This window comes from Reyranella sp. (assembly GCF_965228225.1).
GTDB lineage: Bacteria > Pseudomonadota > Alphaproteobacteria > Reyranellales > Reyranellaceae > Reyranella.
Window position 1 is genome coordinate 95,614 of record NZ_OZ245801.1, and the last position, 16,933, is coordinate 112,546.

A 16,933-nucleotide genomic window follows, 5' to 3' on the forward strand; every position below is an offset into this window, starting at 1 on the left:
CGTGCGAAGCGCGGCGTCTCGAGGATGGGCAACAGACGCGGTGTTCGTGCCCACCCTTCGAGACGCTCACTGCGTTCGCTCCTCAGGGTGAGGTCGGTGTTGGGATGCCCGACTCGATTCGGCGCTACTTCCGTTTCAGATAGTCGATCGCGAGATAGCTGAGCGCGCGCACGCCGTACTTGAGGGCGGGCTCGTGGACGCGGAAGAGCGGCGAATGGTTGGCCGGCGACTGCAGCGGGTCGTCGTCCGGTGGCACGATACCCAGGAAAAAGAACATGCCCGGCACGACCTGGGCGAGATACGAGAAATCCTCGGCGCCCATCACCGGGCGCACCTCGGTGACGCGCTGGGTGTCGAGACCGTTCTTCAGGCTGGTGGTGCCCCAGTCGGTGAGCGGCGGATCGTTGTAGGTCACCGGCACGCCCTCGAAGACCGTGACGGTGGCCTTGGCGCCCGCGGCATCGGCGATGGCGGTGGCGGTCTTGTCGATGCGCTTCCAGATCTCGGCGCGCACGCCCTCATCGTGGGTGCGGATGGTGCCTTCCATGGCGACCGAATCGGGCAGGATGTTGTTGCGCACGCCGCCATGGATGGTCGAGACCGAGACCACCGCCGGCGTGAGGGTGGGATCGAGCTGACGGCTGACGATGGTCTGCAAGGCCAGGATGATCTGCGCCGAGGTGACGACCGGATCGATGCCGCGCCACGGCTGCGAGGCGTGCGTCTGGCGGCCCTCGACGTCGATCTTGAGGCGATCGGCGCTCGCCATCAGCCCGCCCGGACGGAGCGCGATGACGCCTGAGCGGATGCCCGAGGTGACGTGCAGGCCGAACACGGCGGACGGTGCCGGATTCTGCAGGCAGCCGTCGGCGATCATCGCCTGGGCGCCGCTCGGACGGCCGTCGTTGGAGCCTTCCTCGTTGGGCTGGAAGATCAGCTTCACCGTGCCCGGGATCTCATCCTTCATGCCGGCCAGGATCTCGGCCACCCCCATCAGGATGGCGACGTGGCAATCGTGGCCGCAGGCATGCATGACCGGAACGGTCTGCCCGAGATACTGCGCCGTGGCCCTGGAGGCAAAGGGCAGGTCGACCTTCTCCTCGACGGGCAGCGCATCCATGTCGGCCCGCAGCGCCACGACGCCGCCGGGCTTGCCGCCCTTCAGCACGCCCACGACGCCGGTGAGCCCGACGCCTGTCTTCACCTCGTAGCCGAGCTTCTCCAGGTGCGCGGCGGCGAGCGCGGCGGTGCGCGTCTCCTGATAGGAAAGCTCCGGGTGCTCGTGAATGTCGCGCCGCCACGCGATGACCTTGTCCTCGATCTCGAGGGCCGCCGCGGAAATGCGCTCGGAAAGTTCGTTCTCGGGGGTGATGTCATTCATGCCGTGAGTGTCCTGCGCGACGGGGCGGGGGCGCAAGGGCTTACCATCTTTCAAGCCGACCCGGCACGGCAGATGGTCGTCGTTCTGCGAGAACCGGGCACGGGTCGGGCCTGTTCACCAAGGCCCATGGGCCGGGAAGAAAGGTTCGTAGCCTTGCTGGTGGACAGGGCGGGATTGCCTCAAGTTGGCGGGAAACGACAGTGAAATCGGTCTTTTCAAGAACAGCGCTTGTGTCAGTTTGTGCCAGCCATTTGGTCGTTTAATCGCGCCGTGATCGAGCAAATGGAAGCGGAGATGCAGATGCGAGAGATTGTATATTTGAACCTTAGGGGCGCTGAGCTGTTCGTCGATATCATGAAGGGCGCGGCCCGACGCTCCTCAGGAATGAAAGCGGCGGCGGGTTCATGTGGGACCGCTGGGTGGTGTCCTGTGATTGCGCTCGGTGGAGGCCCACGATGTGGGTAGAGGCCTCGCTGGAGAAATACAACGGCCGTCTGCGGATTGTGGGTGGCCCCGTTCTTCTGTCTGAGCACGGCGCGGTTGTGCTAGCGTAGGTCATTCGCGGGGAGGAGGGACGGTGGCCCGTATTACTGGAGTCATTCTTTGCGGGGCGGCCCTGATCGCTCCGCTAGGGGGCGTTTTGGCGCAGGTGCCGAAGATCGATGGCTACGATGGCTACAGGTTCGGCATGACTATCGAGGAAGCGACCAAGGTGAAGACCGGGCTCAGTTATGTCTCTTGTGATTTCAAAGACGTGGTTGGCTGCATCCAGTATCCGGTTACGGTCTCGGCCTTTCCCGCGCAAGTCTCCGTGCAGTTCAAGGGCGCCACGCCAAGGGTCGTGCAGATCGTTGTAAGCTTTGATTCCTTGAGAGAGCCCAATAAGAACCCTTGTCGCGCAATCTCGAAGGAGGTTTTCCGACTAATGGCGGCGAAGTACGGCGATGCGCCTCTCGTTAAGAAGGGGACTGCGACCTGGGCTTCTCCCAATGGTGGAGCGGTGGAGATGTCGTCGCTCTGCCTCGATGAAGCCACCGGCATGAATGTGATCGTCTATCGCCCGTCAGCTTCGTTGTAGGCACTGGAGGGGCACTAGGTGATCGATATTCGAAAGCCCCTAGAGGGTGTGCCGGGCTTGCTCTTGATGGCCGCCCTCATCTTCTTCGGGGCAACAATCGGCATAGGCGTCGCGCTGGTGTTCACCTGGATGCCAATGAGCGATGCCCTCGCGAATTTTCTCGGAGGTGCCGTAGGTGCAGGGCTTGGCGCTGCGTTAGCGGTAATGGGTGCGGTCTATGTTCAGAGAAGAGAGCGAAGAGAGCAGTTATTAGTTTCGGTCCACGCGCTCGTGGGGAGGCTGGAGAATCTGGAACGCTATCTGATGTTTCTCGAGAGCGGCCTAGAGCGGCCAGGCAAGGAAGCCGTTGGAACAGAAGAGGCTACGAGTCGAGTGGTGAAGATTGTTCAGCAGCTCCAGCGGCAGGCCGATGAGTTTCCTAGATTTGACGATATGTCTAGAGAATGGTCGTTCTGGATCGGAGACCTGAAATTCATGCTTGAGGAACACCTCGGAGAAGTACTGCAGGAGGTAACAAACCGAGCACAGCCCAAACAGACAGTCCGGTATGATCGGGCACTTCTCGCCGCTGAACCCCTCATTAGCCAAGTACGGGACCTGTTAGCCGAGGCCCGCAAGCTACTCGACTGAGGTACCGCGCAGACGGGCTTGCGGGTGCGCAACGCTCGCGGGATACCAAAAATCGCCCCTCAGGCCTCAATCTCCCCGCTTGTTCAGTTCCTTGGCGATGCTCGTAAAGGACTATGTCGACTAGCTTGGACGTTCCCTGAGCACCTCCCGGTATTCCTCGGCACGCTCATCGAAAAGAGTGTCGAGAAAGCCTGAAGTTCCTTGATCTACTGGCCTTGGGAGGCCACTGGCGGACAGGGCGGGATTGGCCCTAGTCGGCAGTAAAAGGCAGGAAAATCAGGCGTTCCAAGAGCTACGCTTGTGCCAGTTTGTACCAGAGACTTGGCCCGAAACCTAGTTTGTCGTGTGCTGCTTCCCACACTCTCGGGAGGCGCTTGGCGCCCCGCCTGTCCCGGCGGGGAGGAAAATGACGGGATAGGTTCCCCATCTGACGCTACGCCTCAGGTTTCGGTGCCGCGACTTCATTTGCGGAGGGGGTTCTCCCGAGAGCTACCTTGCCAAAGCCGGCCTTGGCCGCAGAAATGAACTGGTCTTTCAACTCGGGAACAAGTTCGAGGGCCCTTCGAAAGTGTTCGGAGTTGAAAAGCTCCTGGTATGGGCTTCCATGGCTGGTAGCTTCCACTAGTCGTAGGGGGGCTTCATCAAGGCGGGTCAAGATTGAGCCAAATAACCTAGCCTCAAAAACAGGATCAATTCTCACGGCCTCTCTGCGAAAACCTTCATATGCTTTCGCTACAGAAGCTTTGAAGGCGTAGTCCTCGCCCATTCGAAACCGCTGCCCTATTTGCTTCGTCATGAGCCAAGCAAACCATAGCGGAGCACCAATACTCAAAACAGCAAACACAAGTTCTGTAAGTAGACGGCCCCACTCTTGGCCCGAAGCAATCGCCATGGAAAGGGCCGCAACGCGAGCTGAGCCGATATACGCACCAATGCCTAACGCAGCTATGAGGCCCACTACGCAATATGCGACGGATCTCGTTAGCTTGTTTGAGCGCTCTTCAAAGGCCGCCGCAAGGCCCCGGCTGGTTGCTGCTGCATAGGCTTGCTGTACCAGCTCAAGAGTTTGCTTTGCTTCCGTGCGAGCCGATGCCAGTGCCTTCAGATGTTCCTCAGCCTCCTCTTTGGCGGCTTCTATCGCGCCCTTGGAAGCCTCCGATTCACTCGCTATCTTCTTGAGGTGGCCATTGGCCTCTTGAAGAGACTGGAGGTCTGTGGGCAACGAAAGCGCCGCTTCGTGCGCTTGATTGATTTCGCTTATCTTCGCGCCGAGCACATTTACATCAGGTTCGAGAGAATCGAGGCTCGCGTTTGCCGCTCTCAACCGCCTGCGAATTTTGGTAGGTAGCGCATCAGGATGAATGCGTTCCCAATCTGGTTGTGTCGGTTCAAGTTGTAGCCTGAGCCACTCTACGAACAGCGCCGCTGGCCCGCTGGCGGTTGGCGCGTTGCCCGGAAACTGGCTGAGACCTACCTTTCTGAAAGTCCGCAAGCGATTGTGAATATTTGGTAAGCGGTCAATGAGGTCTTGGGAAAGGCCCGTCGCAGCTTTCGCCTCAAGCTGCCCAGCGAACGTCTGAAAAATCGCGGCGAGGTCCTGCTTGTTCAGGGCAGGAGCACTCCACCCGTTAATCTCGGTGTAAAGCCTCTCATCGCCCCAGCCTTGGATTGCGGCCACCACTGAATTGAGTTCTCCCAAGGTGGCCTTTTCTTCGTCAGCCATAAGTCCCCCGAATCCATTTCGTCTGATCTGGAACTCTACCATTTGAACAAAGGAAACACGACTCGGCGGAGGCTCGACGCATTGCTCCAGCACCTACCCATCGGGACTGAGGGCAGTCATTGCATCACCGTGATGCAACCGAATCGCTGATCGCTTTAGTCCGCGCCAAACATCTCCCGCGCAGCACGCACCTTGCCACTCTCGATATCCCTCACATTCACCATCGGATACCCCACGGGCGTCTCCGTGCTCTCCTCCCAAGCCATTACGATCATATCGCGCACCGCCGTAGCGCCTGCCGCGAGCCTCGTTGTGGCGAACGCCGTGCCTCGCTGATCGCCCCGCTTGAAGCCGCCGTCCCTCTCTAGCGCGCACAGAGGGCCGACTTGGGCGAGCGAAGCGAGGAGCAGGCCCTTGGTTTTGACTTCGATTGAGCAGCCACAAGGCTGATACGGACCGACCTCAGCGGCCACCGCCGAACGCGACAGGTTGCGCCTTACGAACTCGCCCTCGAAGTACGCATGGACCTTCTTCGTGGTGTAGCCCTCGGGGTTCGGATAGTTGCCCCAGCTGTTGTAGTGCACCGACACGTGAAGGGGCTGCGAAGCGTCCCCGCCGTAGTGGCTCCAGACGCCCACGTCACGGAGCGTGAGCTTCTCGCGAAGGCGTCGGTCCGCCTCGAACCAAGCGCGCTCCTCTGGGGTGCTCGCGGTCTCCATTGCCTTGGTGAGCGCCCGCCAATAGGCGAAGTCCTTCCGGAGTTGCTGGAAGCCGTCAACGATGGAGTAGGGCAGGTACCCCGCCTTGTATTGCGTCTTGCCGCCTGCCCGTAGGAGCGTGTCGTATTCCTCGCGGGTCGCCGGGAGGTTCGCGAGAGGAAGGACACCCTCGACCGACCCGTCGTCCGCAAGGTCGACGTAGTGGCCCGGATCGCGCTCGGCGTCGTGCGTCTTGCCAGAGCCCTTGGAGCGATCTAGCTCCCGGCCCATGACGGCTATCTCGGCTATGGATTCAGGTGTCCGGATGAATGCCGGGAGGGTGGCCGGGAGCTTCTCAATGGCTATCCCGGAGGCCCACTCGTGGCCCGTCGCGCCCCAGGCCCAGCACTGCCCGGTGAAAATCAAGAAGGCGACCGAGGCCCCTCCCACAATAACCGCAGGCAAACGCATCTCTCGCACCGAGCAGCTACCTTGGACCACCAAACAATCCTGTGAACGCATCTCGCACTACAGCAATGTCGCCATCTGCAAAGCGGTCGCCTCCTATGCTGCGGTAAAGAGCGCCTTCGCGCCTTGCCCCGATCAGCACCCGGCGCAAACTGCGCTCATGCTCGGTAATCTGCGCGCTATCACAGTCGGGAAGATCGCAGATAATGGCGTACCGCCAGCTCTCCTCAACTTGGTCCACGCGCTTCCCACACTGTGCGAGCCGCCGTATCGCAGTGATGTAGCTGTTAGGGTCTCGGCCTCCGAGGCAGCCGAACCTGAATAGCCGATCGTTCTGAATGGCCTGCATGACGTACACTGCCTTGAAGACGCGAGAAAGCGCATCAACGCTATCTCTCTCACGGTCCGTAAGAATGCGCATCAATCCCCCCTTATCCCCAAGTGGAGCTGCTTAACGGCAAGTCTACGCAACTAGCGTCTCTCCTTCTCTAGTTGCCGCAGCCGATACCTCACGGCCATCCCCCAATCCTCTTCAATCCTTGCTATCCGAAGCATCTTCGCCCTAACGGCAGTATCGTTTTTCATTGACCAGTTCACGAGGTTCGTATTGGCCCGCACAGCTATTAGGAGTCGGCCGAAGGGGCCATCCGAAGGGGTTATCGTCACAAGGTATTTCTCCGCGCGGTCGCAATAGGCTCTTAGAGCGGCATCATCGCTGAAGCGATTTGCGCAATCCCCAATGAACCGAGCGAGGCCCTCAACTTCGTAGCGTCCACCCTTGGCAATATCCTCGGTGAACAGTCTCTCCGCCGCCCTACGGACCTTCTCGACTTCCGGAGAGTTGAGCTTGCGCTGGGCGTCCGGATCGAAGGTGGACCATGAGCGCGCGTCGTCCATGAACTTCATGTGCGTGTCGCGCCCGATGCTCCGCTGATTGAAGAGCGTGATCGAGAGCTCAATGACGGACACCATGGCCGCAGGGTTACCCGTCGCCCTCATCATGTCGCTTTCGAGCTGGGCGAGGACCGGACGCTCGACGTGATCGGGCACCCGCTCGCGCTTCGTAAGGAACCCTCCGCAAGCCGCGCCTCATGGCGTCTTCCTCGATTAGCCGCTGTTCGTCGTAGAGGTCCTCTTCGTGCCAAGCGGTGTCTTTCGGCAAAGTCCGTTCTCCCAATTCCAGAGTCGGGTTTGCGATAGCTGAGGGCTGCCGTGACGGTGCCCCGCGCTGTTGGTCTGGTAGATGATGAGGTGGCCGCGCTTGCTGCGGAGGTGAGGAGCTGGGCTGCCTAAGCAGCACGTGCTCTCCTGGGAAGCTCTTGATGTGTCGCGGCGGGAGTAGCCGGTGGAGACGCTACGTGGGTCTCGAAGAGAACGCTGAGAAACCGGCTAGGGAAGTCTGACAATGAGTAGTTCAAGGTGCTCTGCACACCCCCAAAATCTCAAAGGAGTTGACCCGATGCAAGAAGAAACAATCTGCACCCGGTCACCGCCTCGAATTGCTACGGCATTCAGATCAAAGGCTTTGCCGTATTCCATGGGAATTCCAGTCTCTTCCTGGATCGATTTCTTAGAGCTGGAACTCCCCGGCGCGATCCGCGCGGAGCCCTTGGTTGTCTCGGGTGACGGTGAAGAACCGTGAGAGGTCGATGGTGAAGTGCGGGTTGACACTCGTGAGAGTGTGACGGCCGGGGCTACGGCGGATGATGGCGAGAGGCATTTGGGAGGCTCCGGGGTGATGTTGCTTGGTCCGCCATTGGCCCACGGCTGGCATAACTTAATGATATTTAAGTCTTTTCTCAAGCAAAGAGGTACGGAGAGCGCGCGATGGCCTCCACGGCAAATGTCGAGATACGCGCATAGAGAGAAGTTTCTCTTTACACTCGCCGCCGAAAATTGGTGATATGAACGTGGAGTAGGGAGTGCGGGATGAAGCTCAAGGTTGTCTTTCTCGTTGGTGCCATGTTCGTCAATACAGCCGCTCACGCTCAGGACGTCTGTACAGGCATCCTCAGGTATGCTTCGCGAGACCTCACCTCTTACAACTCAGATGTTGTGATCGCTCAATCCATCTATAGCAACTACTGCCGATCATTAAATCAAAGCAGTAGCAATCAAACAGACATTGGCATTGAAGCGGTTGTGAAGCAGATACCTATCCGGTTCAACTTGGGAACGGGGTCCGCCTCCCAGAAGCTTGAAAGCTTTTGCCGCGAAATGTCTCAATCGGACTACCTGAAGGAGAAGGTTGATCAGCAGCAGTCTATAGTGGTTCGAGAGGCACTCACCTCATTCGTTGACTGTGTTCGTCTCTCAAATAAGAACGTGACATTTGACCCACTGATATCCAGAACAAATGTCACTGTTGCCATCGGACGGGGCGGGCAAAAAGTTGATGTCCAGGGCGTTAGAGTGGACGAAAAGCTGCTTGCCTGTACCGCTCCCGACAGTGATAGCTCCCCTAAAACGACCAAAGCCGATCTGGATATCAGAAAATCTATTGCTGATGGCACCTACAGCATCTCTTGTGCGCGCATACCAATTGAAGAGAGGGACGGCACTCTTTCTTACCCGGAAGCCCACATCGCGATTCTAACCAACCAAGGCCCCTTCAGCCTTACGATACCAACTGATGCTTTGATGCCCCGAGCGTGGTCAACGGATCTGATTCGCAGGCAGGCGGAACTGGACGAAAAAATCGCATACGTGGCGAAGAATAATGCGTCCGTAGTCGACGCCCTTGCGAAGAAGCAGAATAGGATTGCTGCTGGCTCGTATACTGCCGGGCCTGCCAACGATGGAAATACGCGAAGGGATAGCGGCATCCCGTTGACTAGGGCGTACAAGAAGCCACCGATTGTAATTGCTTCTGTCTCGGAGGCTCATCCAGTCGATATGCTTGTCCTGCGGGTTGATAGCATTGGCACAAAGAGCTTCAACACTTGGACAACGCGGGTGGCTGGAGGCCCGTGGAGCGCGAATTTCATAATCAATTGGATTGAGATCGGAGAACCCGAAGACGCGAAGTAGTCAGAGAGGGGGTGTGTTTGATTGCGGCTGCGTTTGCTTTCATGGATTGATTGAGTCTTGAACGATGACGACGTGAATGGCTGCAGAAGCGCGCTCAGATGCTCGTGTGTAGGCGGGCAATCCACTTAGCTTTCACTCGAAGTGGTGGTCCATCACCATAGGTCGCTCTCTGCCCCTCTCGGGCGTGCCCAAGAATACTATCGGCAACCTCATCGGGGCACTCGACTTCCCTGAGCTTGTCTTCCATCCGATGCCGCCACGAGTGGGCCACCACGCGCGTATCCATGATGCCAACTTCATCGCGCGCCCATCGTCCATATCGCTTAGAGGCAGCATCGCCGCGCCGCCCATAGCGGCCCTCGGGGAGGTCTACGAACAGCCATCCGGCCTCTGCCTTGGCTACCCACTTCAAGAAGCCTTCGTCCACCAGAGCCTTGTGGATTGGGACGTCACGCCTGGACGAACTCGTCTTGATCTCGTGACCCTTGGCGTCGCTCGTGGTGAACCGAAGAAACGGGATCGTGCCAGCCTTCATCACGTCCTCTTTCCGAAGCTGAGCGAGTTCGTTGATGCGCGCCCCGGTATAGGCGAGGAGCCACGTCAGCCAGCGGAGCGCGTCAGGACGCTTGCGGGCGGCCTTCAGGAGCTTAGCTGCTTCCGTGTCGGTGTATGGGCGCCGTGGCTTCTCCTTCGTCTTGTCCTCCTTCAGGGCAATCTTTAGAGACGCGAACGGATTTACCTTGAGTACGTCTTCCGCTTCCGCCGCCGCAAAGATCGCCTTGAGCGGAGCGATGCACGACTCGTTGATCGTCTTGGCCTTGCAGTCATTCGTGCGGAGATGATCGCGCCAGCGGCGAAGGTCCTTGCCGGTCACGGCCAAAGCGTCGTCATGGCCCACGAACTCAGAGAACTGCCGAAGGCGTCGCTCCCATTCGTCGCGGGTTCTCTGGCGGACGTTCTCCCGGGCCTTCGTCCAGGCGTCGATGAGCCCCGTGATCTTCACCGATGGGCGCGCTTGGGGAGTGTTCGGGCGTCCCTCGGGGTAGCGCGCAAGCATGGGGCTGTTCGTGAGGTCCCCGCGATAGCGCCTCTGGAGGTCTCCTAGAGCGCCGTCGATAGCGTCTCGCGCCGCTTCACAGAACGCGCTGCGGTCACCCGCTCCAAGACCAATGCGCTTCTCCGCAAGGAAGTCCCCAACGAACTTCGCGACGATTCCTTGCTCGGCCGCAGGGGTTCGGCGGCGACGGCCCCATTGGAGCGCGTAGCGTTGTGCCGTCCATGGTTCAGAGGCGGCTCCCCACGGGCCACTAGGCGCAGCATTCGAGAACGCCTCATCCGGGGCAGGAGACGCCGTGTAGCGTTCCAAGAGCCACCGCCAGAGGTCTCCCGCAAGCGCGTGGAGATCGCCAGGGGTCACCGCGATTGCTTGTACCTGTTCGGCCTCAACGGTCGGGAGAGGCGGCGCTTCGAGACGCTCGATAAGAGCATCGTACTCGCCCGCCATTGCCGAGTGGCGCTTGCGTCCCTCGCGCGCGTCGCTCGTGTCGAGCGAGCGTTTGAACTCGCGCAATCCGGCTGCCTTCCGGAGGCGCTCCGGGATCGCTTTTCGGAAGTAGAGCTTGCCAGACTTGGGGTGCCGCCAAGGGCGCGCCATGCAGAGAACCGTCACGACTTTGTACCACTCCTTTGTACCAGCGCGGCCCAAAGAGTGTCGAGAAAGCCTGATGTTCCTTTATTTACGGGCCTTTTGGAGGCCACTGGCGGACAGGGCGGGATTCGAACCCGCGGTGGCTGTTACACCACGCACGCTTTCCAAGCGTGTGCCTTAAACCGCTCGGCCACCTGTCCGGGAAGCGCGGTCGGCCGCTCTTATAGCGCGGTGGATGGTTTGGGCAACGGTCTTCCCTGCCGCGGGCCGCTTGGCTAGGGTCCAGCCGGTACCTGGCCGGCGCTTGGGGGAGTAATGGTCGTGTTTCGGGCCCTGGGCTGGCTGTTCCTGGCCCTGGCTGTCGCAGTGATCGTGCATGACCTGCTGACCTGGTGGTCGCAGGGCAGCTATCCTTTCTCGACCTTCGGCAGCCTGTGGGCGCATCTCGACCCGGCCTCGCTCGGGAACACGCAGACATCGGCGCGGCGCCACCTGTCGGGCGTGCTGTGGACCTGGATGATGCGGCCGCTGCTCACGGTGCCGGCGGTGCCGGCCTTCCTTGTGCTCGGCCTCGTCCTGCTGTGGATCGGCCGCCGCGATCTCGGGCGCCCGGATCCCGGCTTTCTCGCGGGCTCGCGCCCGCGCCGCCGCCGCGGCGGGCTCCTGTGATCGCCGGCTGGCGATAGCCACCTTCCTCATCCTGAGGAGCGGCCGCGGGCCGCGTCTCGAAGGATGGGCAACAGGCGAGGTGCGCGTTCCCATCCTTCGAGACGGTCGCTACGCGACCTCCTCAGGATGAGGTTGGTGGTGGTGTTTCGGTGGGTGAACGGGAAGCGAAAAGACCCTACCGGCTGTCCATCTTGAGGGCGGCGATGAAGGCCGACTGCGGGATCTCGACCTCGCCGATCTGCCGCATGCGCTTCTTGCCCTTCTTCTGCTTCTCCAGGAGCTTCTTCTTGCGGCTGATGTCGCCGCCGTAGCACTTGGCCAGCACGTCCTTGCGCATCGGGCTGATGGTCTCGCGCGCGACCACGCGGCCGCCGATCGCGGCCTGGATGGCGATCTTGAAGAGCTGGCGGGGGATCAGGTCCTTCAGCCGCTCGCAGAGCTGGCGGCCGCGGCTCTCGGCGGCGTTCTTGTGGACGATCATCGACAGCGCATCGACCGGCTCGGCGTTCACCAGGATGGAGAGCTTCACCAGGTCGCTCTGCTCGTAGCCGTCCATCTCGTAGTCGAAGCTGGCATAGCCGCGCGTCATCGACTTCAGCCGGTCGTAGAAGTCGAACACGACCTCGTTCAGCGGCAGGCGATAGATCGCCATGGCGCGCGTGCCGGCATAGGTGAGCTCGAGCTGCTGGCCGCGACGTTCCTGGCAGAGCGTCAGCACGGAGCCCAGATGCTCGTCGGGCGTGATGATCGTGGCCTTGATCCACGGCTCCTGCATCGACTCGATCTTCATCTGGTCGGGGTAGTCGGCCGGGTTGTGCAGCTCCATCGACGTCCCGTCGACCATCGCGACCTTGTAGACGACCGAAGGCGCCGTCGTGACGAGGTCGAGATTGAACTCGCGCTCCAGCCGCTCCTGCACGATTTCGAGATGCAGGAGGCCCAGGAAGCCGCAGCGGAAGCCGAAGCCCAGCGCCGCGCTGGTCTCGGCCTCGAAATGGAACGAGGAGTCGTTGAGGCGAAGTTTCGAGAGCGACTCGCGCAGCACCTCGAACTCGGCGGCATCGGCCGGGAACAGGCCGCAGAACACCACGGGGACGCTGGGCTTGAAGCCCGCCAGCATCTCCGTCGCGGGCTTGCGGTCGTCGGTGATGGTGTCGCCCACCTTGCAGTCGGCGATGGTCTTGATGCCGGCGATGATGAAGCCGATCTCGCCCGGTCCGAGCTCCGCCACGTCGGTGGCCTTGGGCGCGAACACGCCGACCTTGTCGAGGTCGTAGGCCGCGGCCGCCGCCATCATGCGGATCTTCATGCCCCGGCGCAGGACGCCGTGCTTGACGCGCACCAGGGTGACGACGCCGAGATAGGGATCGTACCAGCTGTCGACCAGCAGCGCCTGGAGCGGCGCCTCGCGATCGCCGGTCGGTGCCGGCAGGCGCTTGACCATGGCCTCGAGCAGGTCGTCGATGCCGATGCCGGTCTTGGCCGAGACCATGACGGCTTCGGACGTGTCGATGCCCACCACGTCCTCGATCTCGCGGCAGACGCGCTCGGCATCGGCGGACGGAAGATCGATCTTGTTCAGGACCGGGATGATCTCGTGATTGACCTCGATCGCGTGATACGCGTTGGCCAGCGTCTGCGCCTCGACGCCCTGGCTGGCGTCGACCACCAGCAGCGAGCCCTCGCACGCCGCCAGCGAACGGCTGACCTCGTAGGCGAAGTCGACGTGGCCCGGCGTATCCATCAGGTTCAGGACGTAGGTCTTGCCGTCCTTGGCCTTGTAGTTGAGGCGCACGGTCTGCGCCTTGATGGTGATGCCGCGCTCGCGCTCGATATCCATCGAATCGAGCATCTGGTCGTGGAATTCGCGCTCCGTCACCGCGCCGCAGGCCATGAGCAGCCGGTCGGCCAACGTGCTCTTGCCGTGGTCGATATGGGCGATGATCGAGAAGTTTCGGATCAACGACAGGTCGGTCATTTCACTTCGAGCCCAATTCAACTTTCATTGTCATCCTGAGCGCGGCGAAGGATCTGGCGCTGCTTCCAAAGGCGTTCTCTGGGGTAGGCGCGAGGTCCTTCGCTGCGCTCAGGGCGACAAAAGTGTTACCCACGCAGCACGGCACCCGTCGCCTTCGCGACGGCCGCCACGATCTTATCGGAAACCGCCTCGATCTCCGCATCGGTCAAGGTACGCTCGACCGGTTGCAAGGTGACGGCGATGGCCAGCGACTTCTTGCCCTCCGGCACGCCCTTGCCGGCATAGAGGTCGAAGACGCGGGCGGCCGTGATCATCACCTTGTCGGCGTTGCGGGCGGCGCGCACCAGCTTTTCCGCCTCGACGCCGGCATCGACCAGGAACGCGAAGTCGCGCTCGAGCGGCTGGAAGGCCGACAGGACGAGCTTCGGCCGCGCCTTGGTGGCCTTCGCCTTGGGCAGCGGCGGCGCATCGAGGAACACCTCGAAGGCGGCGACCGGGCCCTTGAGGTCGGCGGCCGCGACGATCTCGGGATGCAGCTCGCCGAAATAGGCCATCACGCGATCGCCGAGCTTGAGCGCGCCCGAGCGACCGGGGTGATACCAGTTCGGTGCGCCTGCCTGCGACGACAGCGTGTCCGGCGCGCCGACCGCGGCCAGCACCGCCAGCGCATCGGCCTTGGCGTCGAAGGCGTCGACGGTGCGCGCGGGTCCTGCCCAGTTGCGCGGCACCGCCATGTTGTGGCGGATGCCGGCGGCCACGGTGCGCTGGCCCTGCGGCGTCGCGTCCTTGTACTGCGGCCCGACCTCGAACAGCGCCGGATCGGACAGGCCGCGCGCCTCGTTGCGCGAGGCCGCGTCGATCAGGTTGGGCAGGATCGAGGGCCGCATCGTGTCGAGCGTGGCGTCGATCGAGTTGAGCAGCCGCACGTCGGCGCCGCCGCCGCCGAAACGCTCGGCCTTCTTCAGCGGCAGGAAGGACCAGGTCACGGCCTCGTTCATGCCGCGCGCGGCCAGCGCCCGGCGGGCCTGCGGCGTGCGGCGCTGCAGCGGGTCGCGCACCGGCCGCGACATGGTCGAAACCGGCGGCAGGGAGGTGGTCGGAATCTTGTCGAAACCGAACACCCGCGTCACTTCCTCGACGAGATCGGCCTCGCCCACGATGTCGGGACGCCACGACGGCACGGAAGCGGTCCACGGGCCGCTACCCTCGACGCCGAAGCCAAGCTTCGTGAGGATGGACACCGTGTCGGGAGAAGAGACCTCGATGCCGGTCAGCGTCTGCACGCGGTCTGTGCGCAGCGTGTAGCTGCGCTGCCACGTCGGCATGACGCCGCTCGACACCAGCTCGCTGCACTCGCCGCCGCACAGGTCGAGGATCAGCCGCGTCGCGACCTCGGCACCCCACCAGCAGGACTTCGGATCGATGCCGCGCTCGTTGCGATAGCGCGCGTCCGACAGGATGCCGAGCTTGCGGCCCGAGGCGGCGATGCCGATCGGCTGGAAATAGGCGGCCTCGAGGAACACCTCGGTCGTGCTCTCCTGCACGCCGGTCTCCTCGCCGCCCATGATGCCGCCGATCCCGTGCACACCCTTCGCATCGGCGATCACCGAGACCGCCGGATCGAGCGTGTAGGTCTTGCCGTCGAGCGCCAGGATCTGCTCACCCTCGCGGGCCTGGCGCATGACCAGATCGCCGGAGAGCTTCGCCGCATCGAACACGTGCAGCGGCCGGTTGAGGTCGAAGGTCACCAGATTGGTGATGTCGACCAGGGTCGAGATCGGGCGCAGGCCGATCGCCTTCAGCCGACGCTGCAGCCAGTCGGGCGAGGGACCGTTCTTCACGCCGCGGAAATGACGGCCGACCACGATCGGGCAGGGGCTGTCCGGCGCGGGCACATAGTCGTGCGTCCACTTGATCGGGCTGGCATAGCTGCCGGCGTTCCTGTCGGCCTTGACCGGCTTCAGCGTGCCGAGGCCGGCGGCCGCGAGGTCGCGGGCGATGCCGTGCACACCCAGGCAATCGCCGCGGTTGGGCGTCACCTTGATCTCGATCACCGCGTCGCCGAGACCGAGCGCCTCGGCGGCGGACTGGCCGGCCACCGCTTCGGCCGGCAGGTCGATGATGCCGCTATGGTCGTCGCCGAGCTGCAGCTCGCGAGAGGAGCAGAGCATGCCGTTGCTCTCCTCGCCGCGGATCTTGCTGGCCTTCAGCGTGATGCCGGTGCCGGGAATGTAGCTGCCGGTCGGCGCGAAGATGCCCTTCATGCCGGTGCGCGCGTTGGGCGCGCCGCACACGACCTGGACGACCGTGCCGCTGCCGGTATCGACCTTGCAGACCCGCAGCCGGTCGGCGTTGGGATGCTGCACCGCCTCGACCACGTAGCCCACGACGAAGCCCTTCAGGGACTCGGCGGGATCGGTCAGGCCCTCGACCTCGAGGCCGAGCATGGTGAGCGTGTCGCGCACCTGGGCCAGCGTGGCCTCGGTCTCGAGATGCTCCTTGAGCCAGGACAGGGTGAATTTCATCGTCCGAGCCCTCCGGTGAGCGAGGGAGTTTCCAGGGCCGAGAAGCCGTAGTGGCGCAGCCAGCGCAGGTCGGCGTCGAAGAAGGCCCGCAGGTCGGGAATGCCGTATTTCAGCATGGCGATGCGATCGATGCCCATGCCGAAGGCGAAGCCCTGGTAGATGGCGGGATCGAGGCCGCAATTGGCGATGACGTTGGGATGCACCATGCCCGAGCCCAAGATTTCCAGCCACGAATCGCCGGCGCCGATCTTCAGTTCGCCGTCCTTCCACGAGCAGCCGATATCGACCTCGGCCGACGGTTCGGTGAAGGGGAAGTAGGAGGGGCGGAAGCGCAGCGGCAGGTCGTCGACCTCGAAGAAGGCGCGGCAGAAATCGACCAGGCAGCCCTTGAGATGGCCCATATGCGTCGTGCGGTCGATCACCAGCCCTTCGACCTGGTGGAACATCGGCGTGTGCGTGGCGTCGCTGTCGATGCGGAAGGTGCGGCCGGGCACGATGATGCGCAGAGAGCCGCCGTCGGCCAGACGCTTCTGCACGTCTTTGCTCAGCATGGTGCGCGCCTGCACCGGGGAGGTATGGGTGCGCAGCACCATCGGCGTGCCGTCGGCGCGCGGCGGCAGGTAGAACGTGTCCTGCATCTGGCGCGCCGGATGGTCCGGCGGGATATTGAGAGCGGTGAAGTTGTGCCAGTCGTCCTCGATGTCGGGACCGTCGGCCCAGGTGAAGCCCATCTCGCCGAAGATTGCGCCGACCTCGTCCATCACCTGGCCGATCGGGTGCAGCGTGCCCTGTCCCTCGGGCCGCGCCGGCAGGGTGACGTCGATCTTCTCGGCGACCAGCCGGGCCTCGAGCGCCGAGGCGCTGAGCGAGCCCTTGCGGGCCTCGAGCGCGGCCTCGATCTCGCCCTTGAGCTGGTTCACGCGCGCGCCGAATTCCTTGCGCTGCTCGGGCGCGAGCCCGCCCAGCGTCTTCATCAGGCCGGTGACGCTGCCCTTCTTGCCGAGCGCCGCCACGCGGGCGGCTTCCAGCGCGCCGAGATCGGCGGCGGCCTGGACGGCGTCGAGCGCCTCGCTGCGAATCGTCGAAAGATCGTCCATCTTTCCCA

At 62.5% G+C, this 16,933-nt stretch carries 13 protein-coding genes and 1 tRNA gene; 4 read left to right on the forward strand and 10 right to left on the reverse strand.

Annotation, left to right across the window (positions count from 1 at the left end; all coding sequences use genetic code 11):
• Positions 1-124: 124 nt before the first annotated feature.
• Positions 125-1,381, reverse strand: coding sequence for an amidohydrolase (locus tag ACO07K_RS00420; protein ID WP_422033964.1), 1,257 nt, complete (start codon positions 1,379-1,381; stop codon positions 125-127).
• Between the two features lie 577 nt (positions 1,382-1,958).
• Here ACO07K_RS00420 and ACO07K_RS00425 point away from each other — a divergent pair.
• Together ACO07K_RS00425 and ACO07K_RS00430 are read left to right on the forward strand one after the other, a co-directional pair.
• Complete coding sequence (locus ACO07K_RS00425) at positions 1,959-2,459, forward strand: hypothetical protein (protein WP_422033965.1); 501 nt, start codon at positions 1,959-1,961, stop codon at positions 2,457-2,459.
• Positions 2,460-2,477: 18 nt separating this feature from the next.
• Positions 2,478-3,089 (forward strand): hypothetical protein, encoded by a 612-nt coding sequence (locus ACO07K_RS00430; protein WP_422033966.1) that lies wholly within the window; start codon positions 2,478-2,480, stop codon positions 3,087-3,089.
• A 433-nt stretch (positions 3,090-3,522) separates the two neighbouring features.
• Here ACO07K_RS00430 and ACO07K_RS00435 read toward each other — a convergent pair whose 3' ends face one another.
• The 4 genes from ACO07K_RS00435 to ACO07K_RS00450 all read right to left on the reverse strand — a co-directional run bounded on the left by ACO07K_RS00435 (position 3,523) and on the right by ACO07K_RS00450 (position 7,028).
• Positions 3,523-4,812 (reverse strand): hypothetical protein, encoded by a 1,290-nt coding sequence (locus tag ACO07K_RS00435; RefSeq protein ID WP_422033967.1) that lies wholly within the window; start codon positions 4,810-4,812, stop codon positions 3,523-3,525.
• A 155-nt stretch (positions 4,813-4,967) separates the two neighbouring features.
• On the reverse strand, positions 4,968-5,975 hold the full coding sequence (locus tag ACO07K_RS00440; protein WP_422033968.1) for a hypothetical protein: 1,008 nt from the start codon (positions 5,973-5,975) through the stop codon (positions 4,968-4,970).
• A gap of 22 nt (positions 5,976-5,997) precedes the next feature.
• Positions 5,998-6,399 (reverse strand): hypothetical protein, encoded by a 402-nt coding sequence (locus ACO07K_RS00445; RefSeq protein WP_422033969.1) that lies wholly within the window; start codon positions 6,397-6,399, stop codon positions 5,998-6,000.
• 50 nt (positions 6,400-6,449) lie between these two features.
• The gene (locus ACO07K_RS00450; protein ID WP_422033970.1) at positions 6,450-7,028 is read right to left on the reverse strand and encodes a hypothetical protein; all 579 of its coding nucleotides are present in this window, start codon (positions 7,026-7,028) and stop codon (positions 6,450-6,452) included.
• Positions 7,029-7,907: 879 nt separating this feature from the next.
• On the opposite strand from ACO07K_RS00450, the gene ACO07K_RS00455 reads away from it, so the two are divergent.
• On the forward strand, positions 7,908-9,008 hold the full coding sequence (locus tag ACO07K_RS00455) for a hypothetical protein (protein WP_422033971.1): 1,101 nt from the start codon (positions 7,908-7,910) through the stop codon (positions 9,006-9,008).
• Between the two features lie 94 nt (positions 9,009-9,102).
• Here the strand turns inward: ACO07K_RS00455 and ACO07K_RS00460 are convergent, their stop codons facing one another.
• Together ACO07K_RS00460 and ACO07K_RS00465 are read right to left on the reverse strand one after the other, a co-directional pair.
• Positions 9,103-10,677, reverse strand: coding sequence for a DUF6538 domain-containing protein (locus ACO07K_RS00460; RefSeq protein WP_422033972.1), 1,575 nt, complete (start codon positions 10,675-10,677; stop codon positions 9,103-9,105).
• Between the two features lie 89 nt (positions 10,678-10,766).
• Positions 10,767-10,856 (reverse strand) — tRNA-Ser (locus ACO07K_RS00465).
• A gap of 121 nt (positions 10,857-10,977) precedes the next feature.
• On the opposite strand from ACO07K_RS00465, the gene ACO07K_RS00470 reads away from it, so the two are divergent.
• On the forward strand, positions 10,978-11,325 hold the full coding sequence (locus ACO07K_RS00470) for a hypothetical protein (RefSeq protein ID WP_422010405.1): 348 nt from the start codon (positions 10,978-10,980) through the stop codon (positions 11,323-11,325).
• 175 nt (positions 11,326-11,500) lie between these two features.
• Here ACO07K_RS00470 and lepA read toward each other — a convergent pair whose 3' ends face one another.
• From lepA to pheS, 3 genes are all read right to left on the reverse strand, one after another.
• Positions 11,501-13,303 (reverse strand): translation elongation factor 4, encoded by a 1,803-nt coding sequence (gene lepA / locus ACO07K_RS00475; RefSeq protein WP_422010407.1) that lies wholly within the window; start codon positions 13,301-13,303, stop codon positions 11,501-11,503.
• 125 nt (positions 13,304-13,428) lie between these two features.
• On the reverse strand, positions 13,429-15,828 hold the full coding sequence (gene pheT / locus ACO07K_RS00480) for a phenylalanine--tRNA ligase subunit beta (RefSeq protein ID WP_422033973.1): 2,400 nt from the start codon (positions 15,826-15,828) through the stop codon (positions 13,429-13,431).
• Positions 15,825-16,925 carry a phenylalanine--tRNA ligase subunit alpha gene (gene pheS, locus ACO07K_RS00485; protein WP_298317200.1) on the reverse strand — a complete coding sequence of 367 codons (1,101 nt, stop codon included), beginning with the start codon at positions 16,923-16,925 and terminating at the stop codon, positions 15,825-15,827. The genes pheT and pheS overlap by 4 nt, the downstream gene beginning before the upstream one ends.
• Positions 16,926-16,933: the final 8 nt, after the last annotated feature.

Excerpts from the sequence above, each read along its gene's own strand:
- ACO07K_RS00420 (WP_422033964.1), bottom strand. The coding sequence starts at position 1,381 with ATGAATGACATCACCCCCGAGAACGAACTTTCCGAGCGCATTTCCGCG.
- ACO07K_RS00435 (WP_422033967.1), bottom strand. The coding sequence starts at position 4,812 with ATGGCTGACGAAGAAAAGGCCACCTTGGGAGAACTCAATTCAGTGGTG.
- ACO07K_RS00445 (WP_422033969.1), bottom strand. The coding sequence starts at position 6,399 with ATGCGCATTCTTACGGACCGTGAGAGAGATAGCGTTGATGCGCTTTCT.
- ACO07K_RS00455 (WP_422033971.1), top strand. The coding sequence starts at position 7,908 with ATGAAGCTCAAGGTTGTCTTTCTCGTTGGTGCCATGTTCGTCAATACA.
- lepA (WP_422010407.1), bottom strand. The coding sequence starts at position 13,303 with ATGACCGACCTGTCGTTGATCCGAAACTTCTCGATCATCGCCCATATC.
- pheT (WP_422033973.1), bottom strand. The coding sequence starts at position 15,828 with ATGAAATTCACCCTGTCCTGGCTCAAGGAGCATCTCGAGACCGAGGCC.
- pheS (WP_298317200.1), bottom strand. The coding sequence starts at position 16,925 with ATGGACGATCTTTCGACGATTCGCAGCGAGGCGCTCGACGCCGTCCAG.